Source organism: Pseudomonas sp. FG36 (assembly GCF_057809275.1).
This window is the reverse complement of the sequence record NZ_JBMDJQ010000002.1, coordinates 172,239-185,725: the sequence shown is the minus strand read 5'-3', so window position 1 is coordinate 185,725 and position 13,487 is coordinate 172,239. Positions and strand designations below refer to the sequence as shown.

Genomic DNA, 13,487 nt, shown 5'->3' with positions numbered 1-13,487 from the left:
CATGCCAAGCCGTCCATCAAAACTGCTCGCCATCGCCGCCCTGCTGGCCTGCGCCAGTGTTGCCCAGGCCGAACAGGACGCCCTGCGTCTGTACAACTGGGCCGACTATTTTGCCGAGGACACCCTCAAGCGCTTTACCGCCGAAACCGGCATCCCGGTGATCTACGACGTCATGGACGGCAGCGAGGTGCTCGAGGCCAAGCTGATGTCCGGGCGCAGTGGCTACGACCTGGTCTTCCCTGGCGACACCGTGGCCGAGCGGCTGATGCGCGCCGGCAGCCTGCGGACACTGGATCGCAAGCAGCTGACCGCGCTCGACGATATCGAGCCCGGCCTGCGCCAGTTGCACGACCGCTACCCCAAGGCCAGCCAGGCCACCGTGCCCTACACCTGGGGCACCATCGGCCTGACCATGGACGCGAAGAAGATCCGCGAGCGCATGCCCGACGCCCCGCTCGACAGCCTCGACCTGCTGTTCAAGCCGGAGCTGGCGGCCAAGTTCGCCGACTGCGGCATCTCGATGATCGACTCGCCCGACGAAGTGCTGGCCGTGGTGCTTCACTACCTGGGCCGCGAACCACGCAGCGCCAAGCGCGAGGACCTGGCCGCCGCCAGCGAGCTGCTCAAGGGCATCCGCCCGTACGTGCGCAAGCTACAGTCGCAACCGGTCACCGAGCTGGTCAATGGCAACACCTGCCTGTCGCTGGGCTACAGCGGCGACGTGATCCAGGCCCAGCGCACCGCCGAAGCCGCGGGCAAGGCCATCGACTTCCAGTACCGCGTGCCTCGCGAAGGCACCACGGTGTGGATGGACACCATGGCCATCCCCGCCGATGCCAAGCACCCGGAGTACGCCTATCGTTTCATCAACTTCGTCATGCGCCCGGAGAACATGGCCGCGATCAGCAACTTCACCGGCTACCCCACTGCCAGTGCCAAGGCCCGGTCGCAGGTGGACGCGCGCCTGCGTGACAACCCGGACATCTACCTCAGCGATGCCACCTTCACCCGCTTGATCCCGGGCAAGGACATCCCCCAGGCCGACATGCGTGCGCGCATGCGTGTCTGGACCCGTTTCAAGACCGCACAGGACTGACCCCATGCCCACTCGCCGCATTTTCCTCCAACACATGAGCGTCGTCGCCGGCCTCGGTGCCGCCGCCGGCTTCGGCCTGCCCTTCGCCAGCGGCAGCAGCAGCGCCCGCGCCAGCGAAGCAGGCCGCTGGTTCATGCCCGACGAGGGTGAGCCGCACCAGCGCGCCTACATCGCCTTCGGCGCCCAGGACGCCATCTGGGAAGACTTCACCGAAGACGTCCAGGCCGCCCTCGGGCGCATCGCCCGCGCCATCGCTGCCTATCAGCCGGTGACAGTGTTCTGCCGCGCCAGCGAACGCGACATTGCCGAGGAGGAATGCGGCAGCCACAACATCACCTACGTCGAGACCGAGCTGGACGACATCTGGATGCGCGACATCGGCGCCAACTTCGTGGTCGACGACGACGGCGTGCTGGGCGCCGTGGACTTCAACTTCAATGGCTGGGGCGGCAAGCAGCAACACCGCCATGACGCCAAACTCGCAGCCCGCGTCGCCAAGCTGGCTGGCGCCCAGTATCAGCAGAGCGAGCTGGTGGGCGAAGGCGGCGGTATCGAAGTGGACGGCCATGGCACCGGGATCATGACCGAGAGCAGCTGGATCAACAGCAACCGCAACCCCAGCTGGAGCAAGGCCCAGGTCGAGGCGGAACTGAAGGAGCGGCTGGGGCTGCGCAAGATCATCTGGCTGCCGGGCATCAAGGGCAAGGACATCACTGATGCCCACGTGGACTTCTATGCCCGCTTTGCCGCGCCCGGCGTGGTGGTGGCGAATCTGGACAACGATCCAGACTCCTACGACCACGAGGTGACACTCAAGCACCTCGAGATCCTGCGCAACGCCACCGATGCCGACGGGCGCAAGCTACAGGTGCATACGATGTCGCCGCCCTTGAAACCAAGGCGCAGCAAGTTCAACAAGGACAATCCGGATTTCGCGGCGGGGTATATCAATTACTTCGTGATCAACGGTGCGGTGATCGCCCCGCAGTTCGGCGACCGCAGTGCCGATGAGCAGGCACGGGCGTTGCTGGTGAAGCTGTACCCGGGGCGCAAGGTGGTGCAGTTGGACATCGACGCCATTGCGGCGGGAGGGGGCGGGATTCACTGCGTGACCAACCAGTGCCCGGCGATCTAGCGCAATTGCCGGGGCTGGCGCGCAGCCCCGGCATCTTCAACCAGGCGCTTACGGATACTGCTGCACGGTCCCTTGCTGGTCATACTGCTGGCCCGGGATCGGCTTCAGGTTGACCTCGACGCGACGGTTCTGCGCACGGCCGTTGGCATCGGCGTTGCTGGCGATTGGCTGGTCCGGGCCCATGCCACGCACGCTGACCCGCGACGAATCCACGCCCTGGGAGGTCAGGTAGGTGCTGACCGACTGGGCGCGGCGCTGCGACAGGTCCATGTTGTGCTGGCGGCTGCCGGTGCTGTCGGTGAAGCCCACCACTTCGATGGTGTTCTGGTTGAACTGCTTGAACGAGTTGGCCAGGTTGTTCAGCGGCGAGTAGAAGCTTGGGGCAATGTTCGCCGAATCGGTGGCGAAGGTGATGTTGCCTGGCATGATCAGTTTGATCTGGTCACCCTGGCGCTGCACTTCGACGCCGGTATTGGCCATCTGCGCCCGCAGCTCGGCTTCCTGCTTGTCGGCGTAGTAGCCGTAACCGGCAGCGGCAGCACCGACCGCGGCGGCGCCGATCAACGCCCCCTTGCCACGGTTGTTGTGGTCGATGGCGGCACCGGCGATGGCGCCGGCCAGCGCGCCCAGGCCACCATATTTGGCGGTCTTGCTCATCCCTGTGGAGCCCTGCGCCTGGCCCTGGCTGTCATACGGGTTGGGGCTGGCACAACCAGACATCAGCGCGGCGGCGGTAGCGACGATAATCAGACGACGCATGGTGAACATGGACAAGCTCCTACTGAAATTCGAAAGTGCAGCGGATCGACTACGGATCTATGCCAGCCTTGGATTGCAGCGCAGCGGAAAAATTCCATGAAACCTCAGGCGCGCACGAAGGGGTTCTCGCGCATCTCGTCGCCGAGGCGGGTGTCCGGGCCATGGCCGGTCACCACGATGGCGTCCTCATCCAGGCGGTACAGCCGTTCCTTGATGGAACGAACGATAGCCCGCTGATCGCCTCCCCACAAATCGGTGCGCCCGACACCACGGCGGAACAAGGTATCGCCGGCGATCAGCAACTTGTGCTCGGCGAACCAGAAACTCATCGAGCCCGGCGTGTGCCCGGGGGTGTGCAACGCCACGCCGCAGCCGCAGGCCAGCGCCTCGTCGTCGCTCAGCCATTGGTCCGGCGACGGTACCGGCGTATAGGGCACGCCGAACATCTGGCACTGCATTTCCAGGTTTTCCCACAGCGGCTGGTCGGCCTTGTGCAGGTGCAGCGTGGCGCCGGTCAGCTCCTTGAGCCTGCCCGAGGCGAGGAAATGGTCGAAGTGGGCATGGGTGTGGATGATGCTCACCAGGGTCAGGCCATGGTGCTGCAGGCGGGCGAGGATCTTCTGCTCGTCCCCGCCCGGGTCGACGACGATGGCGTGCTTGCTGACCGGGTCACCGATCAAGGTGCAGTTGCACTGCAAGGGGCCGACGGGGAAGGTTTCGCGGATGAGGGTTACCGCAGGATTTGCCATGAAAACGACCCATTACTCGAATAGTGTTTGAACGCGCGCCAATGCATCCAGGATTACCGCCTCAGGCACAGACTCGATGCGCTTGGCTTGCCTTGCCTCCAAATCAACGACCCGGATCTGATTGCAGAGCAATACGCCTTGCGTCTGGGTACCGGCGCCGCTAAGCGTAACCGCGAATCCCGCATGTCGGGCAAAATCCCCGCCCTGCGATATCGGCGCGATCACTGCAAGCCCGGAAATGTTGAACGTGCTCGGGGTAAGGACCAGTGCTGGTCGTGCCGCACCCTGCTGCTCTCGACCAACGGTAGGGTCCAGGTTGACCCTGACGATCTCTCCCCTCGCGAACTTGGCGCGCCTCACACTTCACGCCCGGTCGGACGCATCGTGTTCCAGGCAGCCATGTCCTCCGGCTCCGGAGCATTCAGATCGCACTGCGCCATCAACTCTTCAAGCGTGTACTTGGGCTTCGATCTGACAGGCTTGAGCACCATGCTCTCGCCAGCCGTATCCAGACTCAGGGTTGATCCCACTTCAAGACGCATCTGCTTGAGGACGGTGGAGGGAATTCGAATAGCGGCGCTGTTTCCCCACTGCTGAATCTTGATCTGCATAAGTATCTCCCACGGTAGATACATAGTAGAAACCCTCCCGGTGATAGCAAGTGAAATGTAGAAACCAAGTATCTACATTGCCACTCGTCCAGCGCAGAAAAAAGACCACCTGCAGCGAGAAGGAAATGCCTCACTTTATCTTGGGAAACGAGCCCATGCAGGCAACAATTTCTACCGTCTTCAGGGCAGATACAACCGGAACAACCCGCCCCCCAGCGTCCCGCCATTGGCGATCTCGATCCGCCCGCGTACGCCATTGCGCTCGTGCAACGCGGCAATTCGCGCCGCGAAATACAGCCCCAATCCAGTACTGCCACTCTGCGAATCGATGCCCTGCACGTAGTCATGCTGGCGTTCGAGCATGCGCTGTGGATAACCGGCGCCGTCGTCGTTGACGCTGATCACCAGCTGCTCGCCCTCTTCCTCGATGCTGATCAACAAGGCGTGGCCGGCATAGCGGATGGCGTTGGTGAGGACGTTGGCCACCACCGAGGCGACCAGTTCACGGTCGAAGAAACCCAACGGGCTTTCGGTCTCGATGCGCCAGGTGGCGAGGATGTCGCGGTGCTTGATCACGTCTTCCTGGGCCGCCAGTTGGGCCTCAATGAAGTCGTCCAGCTCGTGGTAGTCCGGGCAGATGGGCAACTGGTTGACGCCCAGTTTGTAGAGCCCCAGCAACTGCACCAGCATGCCGTTCAAGTGGCTGAGTTCGTGCTCCACCACGCCCTGCTCGGTACCGCCGCGCAGCTCTTCAGGCAGGCGCGCCAGCCATTGGCTGTGGGCGTGGGTCAGCGCCGAGAGCGAGTTCTTCAGATCGTGCACGGTGGAGGCGATCACCGTGGAAAAATCCAGCCCCTGGTTGTCCTGGTTCATGCGCCAAAGACCCGGATGTGCAGTTTGCGATAACGGTCATAGCGGCTGTCGCTGGCGGGAATGCCGGCCACGCTGGTAAGGCAGTCGCGGCACTCCTGCATCAACGCCGGCGGTGGCGTCTCGCCGCCGATGCGCAGCAGCGCCTGGGCGGTGTTCAGGGCGATGCTGATGTTCTTCGGTTGCAGCGACAGCGCCTTGCGGAACATGCCCAGCGCCTCGTTGAGCTGGCCACCCTGGTAGCTGCGCACGCCCTGGCGGTTGAGGTCCACGGCTTCGGTCACCGCCCCCAGCACCAGCGGGTCGTCGGTGAGTTTGGCGACGCTCTGCATGACCTTGGGATCGTCCCCGTAGGTTTCCACGCAGCCCTTGAGGATAGAGGTGCCCGCCGCGTCCTGACCGAGTTGCTGCAATTGCTTGGCCACCGTCAGCGCCGCCTCGACGGAGAAGAACTGATCCATCTTTTCCAGGCGCAGCATCGCCTGCTCGGTGAGCTTGGCGGCGGTGTCCGGGTCACCGGCCTGCTGCAGGCTGGCAGCCTTCATCAAGCGGGCGCGCACCTGCAGGCCCTGGTCCTCGACGTTCTCCTTGGCCACCTCGCTGAGCACGGTGTTGATTTCCACCCGGGTGCGCGCATCGAGACCGTTGCCGGTGTTCTTGCTCATCAGCGCCTGGACCAGGCCGAGATTGCTTTCGGCGTCCTTGTAGCGCGAGCTCTGCCCCTGGTTGACCGCATGGCGATAGGCCTTGGACGCGCTTTCGAAGTCGGCGTTATCCAGCGCCAGCTTGCCCAGCGCAGCCTGGCGGCGCACGGCGAGCGGCGACAGGCGCACAGCCTCTTCGAGCATGTGCTGGGCGCGCTTGGTTTCGCCTTGGGCCACCAGCACATCGGCCATGCCATCGTACAGGTTGGGCATGATCGGGAAGGCCTTGAGGGCCTGCTCGTAGACGCCCTGGGCCTGGGCGTTCTGGCCACGCTTGTGCAACAGGCTGCCGAGCGCCGCGTAGGCCCAGGGTTGCGGGCGGCTGGCCAGGATGTTCTTGAGAAACTTCTCCAGCTCGTCGAAACGATTGAGGTCGCGCAAGGCATCGGCGCGATAGCGCAGGCACAACGGGGCGAACCGCGGGTCTTTCTTGCACAGCTCGGCGCAGGCGGCGAGCACCTCGGCCGGGCGGCTGCGATCCAGGGCCTGGAGGATGGGCTTGAGCAAGGTCTTGCGCTGGGTCAGCTTCTCCAGACGCTGGGCCAGGCCCACGCGGTTGAAGGGCTTGGTCAGGTAGGCGTCGGGTTCGTGCTCGATGGCGCTGAGCACGATGGACTGGCTGCTCTCGGCGGTGACCATGATGAACACGCATTCATGGCTGATGAGCTTGTCGAGAATCAGGTCCTCGAGCACCTGCTGGCCATTCTTCTTGCCATCGCCCAGATGGAAATCCTGGAGGATGAAGTCGTAGCGTTTCTGCCCGCACATGCGCAGCGCCTGCTCGCCACTGTCGGCGGTGTCCACGTCGCGGACGCCCAGCTCGCGAAGCATCGAACGGGTCGAGGTGCGGAAGTCGGTAAAGTCGTCGACGATCAGAAAGCTTTTTTGCCCGTACTGCAGCATCAACACGACCTGTATTGGAAGAAGTGGGAAGTGGCGCACGGCGATACGCATCGCCGAAAAGTGTATCGGCAGCGGATCGGGAAAGATGAGCCCGGAACGGCGATAGCCTTGTGCCACTATCTTAACGGCCGCCCCTGCTGTAAACCACTAGACGAGCAACCCGAGGGACTTGGCCCTGGCCACCGCCTGGGTACGCCGTTCCACACCCAGCTTGCTGTTGATATGACTGGCGTGGGTCTTGACCGTATGCAGGGAAATGAACAGCCGCTCGCTGATCTGCTGGTTCGAACAACCCTGGGCGATAAGCTCCAGCACGGCGAACTCGCGGCTACTCAGGGCCTCGGTGGTGCAGGTGCTGGCAACGAGGGATTGCGGCAGGTACGTCAGCAGATCGCGCTGCACGGGGCAGGCGGCACGGCCGGCCAACTGCTCACGCAGCCATTGCGGCTGCTCCTCGATCAAGCGCTGGAATGCCTGCAAGGCACCGCCCTGCGCAGCCTCCAGTGCCTGCGCAAGCAGCTTGGCCGCCTCGGGCTCACGCCCCTGGGCCAACAGCAACGCGATCAACTGGCATTGCGCGCTGACCATCAGCGTCATGCCAGCGCTGACCTGCCCGCGCTCGATCAGCCTGTGCAGCCTCGCTTCGGCATCGTCGACACGGGCCAGCACCCGCTCCAGCAACGCTTGCTGCAACTCGATATGCAGCGGCAACAAGGGGTGGAACTCCGGCGCGGCGGCAGGCTGCTCGCCACCGTAGGTCTGCCCCAGGCGCAACAGCCACGACTCCGCCAGGTCCGTACGGCCCTGGGCCAGCCAGAGCTCGCACTTCACCAGGGTAATCATGGCCAGATAGAAGATCGGCGGCACATCCCAGATATGCATCAGCCGCTCGGCCTCGGCCAGCTCGGAAAATGCCTCGGCGAACCGCCCTTCGCGCCCATCGAGCGAAGCGATCACGCAGTGCCCGATCAGGACGCTGATATCGCGACAGCTCCGCGCCTCGCTGAGCCCGGCGCGCAAACGCGCACGGCCCGGGGCACAGTGCAGGCGGGTGGCCAACAGGTAGCCCTCGTACAAGGTGAGCCGGGCGCGCACCGCATACAGGCGTTGCCCCGACAGGCCCTGCAACCGTTGCAGCCCCTGACGCACTTCATCCAGTGCCCGCAGTATCTCGCCTCGAGCGTGCAGCACCCGCGCCCGGTCGTAATGGGCCAGTGCCTCGAACAGCGGATTGCCGACCCGTTGCGCCAGCTCGAGCGCCTCTCGGTTCCAGCCCCGCGCCCGCCAGAAATCGCCATCGGCGATGGCCAGGTTCGACAAGGTCGACAGGCACACCAGGCGCTGCCCATAACGTTTGCTCGGCAGGCTCTGCAGCGCCTCGCCACAGTAGGCGAGGGTTCGCTCCCGATCACCACGGCCGCGGGCGATGACCCCGCTCAAGGCCAGCCACTGGGCGAGCATCGATTTTTGCGCCGTGGCCGAAGGCGCGGGCAGGAAACGGCTCAGGTAGGCCGCCAGCTCCTCGGCGGCGTCCAACTGGCAGGCAAGCCCCAGGGCCCAGCTGTACAGGACAATCAACCTGGGCGTACTGATCAGCAGGCTGTCGGGCAAATCCATTTTCCAGCGCAGCAGCATGCCGACATTCTGTTCGGCGAGCAGTTGCTCCTCCGACAGGCTTTGTACCAGGTCCGCCGCCACATCCAGGTGGCCGGCCCGCAGGGCCTGCTCCACCGCCTCATCCAGCAGGCCCTGCCCTTCGAACCAGCGGCAGGCACGCAAGTGCAACCCCGCCTGGGGGCCACTGGCCTGCCGGCTGCGCAACAGATCGGAAAACAGATGGTGATAGCGGAACCACAGGCCATGCTCATCAAGCGGCACCAGGAACACCTGGTGGGCCTGCAGGTAGCGCAGGATCTCGGCACTGTCGTGCCGCTCGCGCAGGGCATCGCACAGTTCGGCGCAGAAACGCTCCTGGCAGGCGGTGTCGTAGAGAAACGCCTGCACGGGCGCCGGCAGGATCTCGATCACTTCCTCGAGCAGGTAGTCGCGAATCAGTCCCTCGCCGCCATGCAGTGCCTGGGGCAAGGCGTTGTCATCGCCGGATTCGCTGGCCGCCAGCTGCCAGAAGCGCAGCCCGGCCACCCAGCCGTCGCTGCGCTGGATCAGGTTGTCCAGGGCCTGGCCGCGCAGACCGGTGGGCTGGCGGCCGATCACCGCCAGCGCTTCATCAGCAGTCAGGCGCAAGTCCTGCTCGTTAAGCTCGACCAGCTGGCGCGACAGGCGCAGGCGTGCCAAATGCCAGTCGGGACGCTGACGGCTGGTGACCAGCAGGACCAGCCCGGCAGGCAGGTGATTAAGGAAGAACTGCAGGCATCGATCGAGCACCGGCCCCTGGGCCAGATGGTAGTCATCCAGGACCAGCAGCAGGGGGGTGTCCGGCTGCAGATAGAGCGCGAGCTCATCGAGCAGCCCATCGAGCCATTCCTCGAAGGCGAAGGGCTGATGACGCTGGCGCATCTTCAACAGGCCCATGGCCTGCCCGCCGAGCGCCGGGCAGAACTGCTGCAGCCCTTCGAGCAGGCGCTCGAGAAAGCGGCCCGGGTCGGCATCGCGCTGGCTCAACCCTAGCCAGAGGCTGCGCCAATGGCTGGGCAGCTCCTGGCAGAACTCAATGGCGAGCGAGCTCTTGCCGAACCCGGCCGGGGCGTTCACCAACAGCAGACGCCCGACCAGCCCGCCTTGCAAGCGCTGGCACAAACGCCCCCGGGGGACGTGAGCCTCCGGCAGGGGTGGACGGAAGAAACGCCCGTCCAGCAGGCCCAGGGCCTGGCTGGCGACTCCATGCGTACGGGACAAATCTGTCATGGCCGGCTCGTTCTGATTGGAGTAATGCGGCGGTACGGATGGTTGCGAGACTAGCGGCAAACGCGGCGCATTTGAAGATGATGGAAACGCATCGAGCGAAAAAGACTACAACAAAAAGAAACAATGCTGATGGGCGGACACTTTCTGGAACAGAAACGCCCCGGGCATGCCGGGGCGTTCTGGGAGATCAAACGAAGTTTGCGCTTAACGACTCAACGCACACCCGCCTGGCGCAATGCCGCTGGCTGGAAGTCTGCCTTGCTGGCGCTGAAGCCGAAGTTGTAGGCACTTTTCTCTTCGTTCTTCATGCCCAGCGCCAGGTAGCGACCCGACTGCAAGTCGTAGATGGCTTCCAGGGTGTACCACGGCACCTGCACGTTGTAGTACGGCTGGGCGTGAGCCTCGGAAACACGCCACAACTGGTTGCGACCGTCATACTGGTCGATCACCGCGGCCTGCCAGGTGTCCTCGTCGATATAGAAGTCACGCTTGGCATAGATATGGCGCTGGCCCGGCTTGAGCGTGGCGACCACGTGCCAGACGCGACGCAGCTCGTAACGCGACAGGTCCTGGTTGATATGCCCGGCCTTGATGATGTCGCTGTACTTGAGCTTCGGATCGTCCAGCTTGTAGGCGTTGGAGGCGATGTACATCTCCTTCTTGCCTTCGAGCTTCCAGTCGTAACGGTCTGGCGCGCCGTTGTACATGTCCAGGTTGTCGGAGGTGCGCAGGCCGTCGGCGGCGGTACCCGGGCCGTCGTACGACACTTGCGGCGCCTGGCGCACACGGCGCTGGCCGGCGTTGTAGATCCAGGCCTTGCGCGGTTCCTTGACCTGGTCGAGGGTTTCGTGGACCAGCAGCACGGTCCCGGCCAGACGGGCCGGAGCGGTCACTTCCTGCTTGAAGTAGAACAGGATGTTGCCGGGATTGGCCGGATCGTAGTCCTTCATCTTGTCGCGGAAGACGAACTGGTCCTGGAAGTACACCAGGCTGTAGGAGCCGTTCTGCTGCGGGGTGGCCTGGGTGACCAGGCGGGTCACGCTGCCGCCACGGTAGCGGGTGATGTGGTTCCAGATCACCTCCAGGCCGTCCTTGGGAATCGGGAACGGCACGGCGGTCTTGAAGTTCTCCAGGCCGTTGCCACCGGCGACCAGGGTGGTCTTGGTGGCGTTTTCCTTGATGGCGGCGAAGACATCGTCCGGCACCGTGGAGCCGCGGTGGGTCTTGTACACCGGGATCTTGTAGCTATCCGGGTAACGCTTGAACATCGCCACCTGGCCAGGCGAAAGCTTGTCCTTGTACTGGTCGACGTTCTGCGCGGTGATGGTGAACAGCGGTTTTTCGCTGGCGTAAGGGTCGGAGAGGAAGCCCTTGGCGTCGGCACTGCCGGCGCTCTTGGACAGCGGCTCCCACGGGCCGATGGAACCATCGGCGTTACCGGCCTTCTCGGCGCCCATCGGGGTGAGCGACGCGCCCAGCTTAGCGGCCTCGTCAGCGGAAACCGCAGCCATGACGCTGGTTGCCAGCAGGGACATGCCCAGTACACCGGCTTGCAGCAGACGTGTGGTCATTTTCATTCTTTGTCGTCCTGGATCAATGTTCTTAGAAGTTCACGCCGAAGCTGAGCGCGACGAAGTCGCGGTCATCCACGGTGGTGTACTTGCCATCGAAGAAGTTGGTGTACGACAGGCTCGCCGTGTAGGTGTTCTGGTATTCGGCGTCCAGGCCCAGGCTGACGGCCTTGCGGCCTTCCTCGAAGTTGCCGCCAGGACCCGGGGAGTAGCCCGAGACATCATGAGACCAGGCCACGCTGGGCTTCAGGTTGATCCCGGCGAAGACATCGTTGTAGTCCCAGATGGCGCGTGCGCGGTAACCCCACGACGTACTGGTGGTGAATCCGTCACCTTCGCAGTTGCGAGTGAGGTTGGCACTCGAGCTGCCCAGGCCGGAACCACTGATGGTGCTGGCATTGAGCAGCCGGCAGGCATTGCCCGGCAGATCGCCTGGGCCGTAGACCGGGTCGCGGCCATAGCGGGCCTTGTCACGGCTTTCAAGGCCACCGACGTGAGTAACACCGACCTCACCCACCAGTGTCATGCGGCTGGCGCCCATCACCTGATCGAAGAAGTGGGTAAAGGTGGTCTGGAACTGGGTGATTTCCTTGCGGCGATACCCGTGCAGGTCTTGCCCTTCCTGGCCGTCGAGTACCGAGGCATTGCCGAACACCGGCCCGCCCAGTGGCTTGACGCCGGCAAACAGGATGTCAGTACTGTTCAGCTGTACCGGTGCGTTAGGACGATAGCTGATCTCGCCACTCCAGGCGGTACCGGTGGGCAAGGTGGTGGAGAAGCTGAGACCGTAGAGGCGAATGTCCTCGGGGTATTCGACGAAGTACTGCGAGTTGCCGGCCACGACCAGCGGCGCAAGCCCCGCCAATGGCCCAGCCGCCAGCGCACGAGCGCGGGCGAAGGCGGCCGGCGAGGCACCGGTGGCACTGAAGATCGGTGCCCGGCTGTGGTAGTTCATGAAGTAGGCGCCAAACTCAGTGTCGAGTGGCTCATACATGTAGCGGAACGCGACGCCCCACTGGCCACTGTCGCGGGCATCACGGTCAGCGCCACGGCGCACCAGCACGCCTTCCTCGTTGTAGTTGACACCATTGGCGGCCAGTGCTCCCCGCGCTATCGCCGGCAAGGCATTGAGGGTACGGCTGCTGTTCAGCACACGCAGGTTGTCGGTACAACCGTCGGCGATAATGTCGGGCTGGGAGAAGAAGGTGCCGCAGTTGTCGACGACCGTCTGGTCCCACTCGATCTGGTAGAAGGCCTCGGCCGAGAGGTTGTCGGTCAGGCTCTGGGAGACGTAGAACATGTTGACCGGGATCAAGCCTTCCTTGATCTCGGACCCCGGACGGCGGAACGCGGACACGTCGATCGGGTTGATTGAGTTGATGCCACCGCCGATGAAGGTGCTCTCCCCCCAACTCACTACCTGCTTGCCCAGGCGCACCGAACCCGGCAGATCGGCGATGGAGTAGTTGTGATAGACAAAGGCGTCGAGCAGCTCCGCGCCCGAGGATTTGGCGCCCTCCTTGCGGTTGGAGTCGCTGATGTCCTTGAACTCGCGGTTTTCATCCTTGAGCTCGAAGTCATACCAATACTTGCCACGGACGAACACGCCGGTGTCGCCGTACTTGAGCTCCAGGTCGTGGATACCCTTGAAGATCTTCGAGAAGGTCTCGCCTTTCTTGAAGTTCAGGTGACCGTCGTCGGAGGTCTGCGACAGGCCATTACCACCGTTGTTGACCCCGATGAGGTTCTTGTTGGGATTGGCCGTCGACCAGCTGGCGCCAACGGAGAGCGACGAGTCGAACTGGCCTTCGATTTCACCGATGTTGAAGCTGACCGCGAAAGCAGGACTTGCGAGCGTGGAAGCGAGGCTGACGGCCAGGGGCAGTTTCGCCCGGCGCCAGAACGGGTTTGCAGATGTCATCGACGCTACTCCATGTACTTTTTTGTTATGGCAGTGAGTCCTTTCAGAAACGGCTCGAGCGCCTGGTGAAGCAGGCTCCTGCCCGTGACGCCGCGCGTTGCCGTGCGGCGCCCTCCCCCATTCCTGAAAATCCCCTGACCCGACTATAGCCAGCGGTCACAGGTGCTTGATCCCTCTAAAGTGTGATTTGCGCGTCCTGCTTGCGGCCCACCCCGATCGGCCGGCCTGCGCGCTGGCAGTGCTCAAGCATGGCTCAATTCTGCTGTTTGACAAGGCGGCATACTGTCTAGTCTGCGGGTCGCG

The 13,487-nt window shown here is 63.7% G+C and carries 11 protein-coding genes; 2 read left to right on the top strand and 9 right to left on the bottom strand.

The window, feature by feature from the left end:
• Nucleotide 1: 1 nt before the first annotated feature.
• Together ACODS9_RS02950 and ACODS9_RS02945 are read left to right on the top strand one after the other, a co-directional pair.
• Nucleotides 2-1,096: an extracellular solute-binding protein gene (locus tag ACODS9_RS02950; protein ID WP_427594138.1), complete on the top strand. Its 1,095-nt coding sequence runs from the start codon at nucleotides 2-4 to the stop codon at nucleotides 1,094-1,096.
• 4 nt (nucleotides 1,097-1,100) lie between these two features.
• Nucleotides 1,101-2,231 (top strand): agmatine deiminase family protein, encoded by a 1,131-nt coding sequence (locus tag ACODS9_RS02945; RefSeq protein ID WP_489093191.1) that lies wholly within the window; start codon nucleotides 1,101-1,103, stop codon nucleotides 2,229-2,231.
• Nucleotides 2,232-2,279: 48 nt separating this feature from the next.
• On the opposite strand, the gene ACODS9_RS02940 is transcribed toward ACODS9_RS02945, so the two are convergent.
• The 9 genes from ACODS9_RS02940 to ACODS9_RS02900 all read right to left on the bottom strand — a co-directional run bounded on the left by ACODS9_RS02940 (nucleotide 2,280) and on the right by ACODS9_RS02900 (nucleotide 13,184).
• Nucleotides 2,280-2,999 carry a YiaD family glycine zipper/OmpA-like lipoprotein gene (locus ACODS9_RS02940; RefSeq protein ID WP_046857106.1) on the bottom strand — a complete coding sequence of 240 codons (720 nt, stop codon included), beginning with the start codon at nucleotides 2,997-2,999 and terminating at the stop codon, nucleotides 2,280-2,282.
• A gap of 95 nt (nucleotides 3,000-3,094) precedes the next feature.
• Entirely contained in the window at nucleotides 3,095-3,739 is a 645-nt protein-coding gene (locus ACODS9_RS02935) for an MBL fold metallo-hydrolase (RefSeq protein WP_489093190.1), read from the bottom strand.
• A gap of 12 nt (nucleotides 3,740-3,751) precedes the next feature.
• Nucleotides 3,752-4,099 carry a type II toxin-antitoxin system ChpB family toxin gene (locus tag ACODS9_RS02930; protein ID WP_489093189.1) on the bottom strand — a complete coding sequence of 116 codons (348 nt, stop codon included), beginning with the start codon at nucleotides 4,097-4,099 and terminating at the stop codon, nucleotides 3,752-3,754.
• Nucleotides 4,096-4,374: an AbrB/MazE/SpoVT family DNA-binding domain-containing protein gene (locus ACODS9_RS02925; RefSeq protein ID WP_023631284.1), complete on the bottom strand. Its 279-nt coding sequence runs from the start codon at nucleotides 4,372-4,374 to the stop codon at nucleotides 4,096-4,098. The genes ACODS9_RS02930 and ACODS9_RS02925 overlap by 4 nt, the downstream gene beginning before the upstream one ends.
• Before the next feature lie 156 nt (nucleotides 4,375-4,530).
• Nucleotides 4,531-5,223 carry a sensor histidine kinase gene (locus tag ACODS9_RS02920; RefSeq protein WP_023631285.1) on the bottom strand — a complete coding sequence of 231 codons (693 nt, stop codon included), beginning with the start codon at nucleotides 5,221-5,223 and terminating at the stop codon, nucleotides 4,531-4,533.
• Nucleotides 5,220-6,827 carry a response regulator gene (locus ACODS9_RS02915; RefSeq protein WP_414535807.1) on the bottom strand — a complete coding sequence of 536 codons (1,608 nt, stop codon included), beginning with the start codon at nucleotides 6,825-6,827 and terminating at the stop codon, nucleotides 5,220-5,222. The genes ACODS9_RS02920 and ACODS9_RS02915 overlap by 4 nt, the downstream gene beginning before the upstream one ends.
• A gap of 147 nt (nucleotides 6,828-6,974) precedes the next feature.
• Entirely contained in the window at nucleotides 6,975-9,692 is a 2,718-nt protein-coding gene (locus ACODS9_RS02910) for a winged helix-turn-helix domain-containing protein (RefSeq protein WP_489093188.1), read from the bottom strand.
• Between the two features lie 212 nt (nucleotides 9,693-9,904).
• The gene (locus tag ACODS9_RS02905) at nucleotides 9,905-11,269 is read right to left on the bottom strand and encodes a DUF1329 domain-containing protein (RefSeq protein ID WP_401106507.1); all 1,365 of its coding nucleotides are present in this window, start codon (nucleotides 11,267-11,269) and stop codon (nucleotides 9,905-9,907) included.
• Between the two features lie 25 nt (nucleotides 11,270-11,294).
• Nucleotides 11,295-13,184, bottom strand: coding sequence for a DUF1302 domain-containing protein (locus tag ACODS9_RS02900; protein WP_401106505.1), 1,890 nt, complete (start codon nucleotides 13,182-13,184; stop codon nucleotides 11,295-11,297).
• Between the last annotated feature and the right edge of the window lie 303 nt (nucleotides 13,185-13,487).

Bases quoted from the DNA above. Each gene is read 5' to 3' on its own strand.
- ACODS9_RS02935 (WP_489093190.1), bottom strand. From the start codon at position 3,739: ATGGCAAATCCTGCGGTAACCCTCATCCGCGAAACCTTCCCCGTCGGC.
- ACODS9_RS02920 (WP_023631285.1), bottom strand. From the start codon at position 5,223: ATGAACCAGGACAACCAGGGGCTGGATTTTTCCACGGTGATCGCCTCC.
- ACODS9_RS02945 (WP_489093191.1), top strand. From the start codon at position 1,101: ATGCCCACTCGCCGCATTTTCCTCCAACACATGAGCGTCGTCGCCGGC.
- ACODS9_RS02905 (WP_401106507.1), bottom strand. From the start codon at position 11,269: ATGAAAATGACCACACGTCTGCTGCAAGCCGGTGTACTGGGCATGTCC.
- ACODS9_RS02915 (WP_414535807.1), bottom strand. From the start codon at position 6,827: ATGCTGCAGTACGGGCAAAAAAGCTTTCTGATCGTCGACGACTTTACC.
- ACODS9_RS02940 (WP_046857106.1), bottom strand. From the start codon at position 2,999: ATGTTCACCATGCGTCGTCTGATTATCGTCGCTACCGCCGCCGCGCTG.
- ACODS9_RS02900 (WP_401106505.1), bottom strand. From the start codon at position 13,184: ATGACATCTGCAAACCCGTTCTGGCGCCGGGCGAAACTGCCCCTGGCC.
- ACODS9_RS02950 (WP_427594138.1), top strand. From the start codon at position 2: ATGCCAAGCCGTCCATCAAAACTGCTCGCCATCGCCGCCCTGCTGGCC.
- ACODS9_RS02925 (WP_023631284.1), bottom strand. From the start codon at position 4,374: ATGTATCTACCGTGGGAGATACTTATGCAGATCAAGATTCAGCAGTGG.
- ACODS9_RS02910 (WP_489093188.1), bottom strand. From the start codon at position 9,692: ATGACAGATTTGTCCCGTACGCATGGAGTCGCCAGCCAGGCCCTGGGC.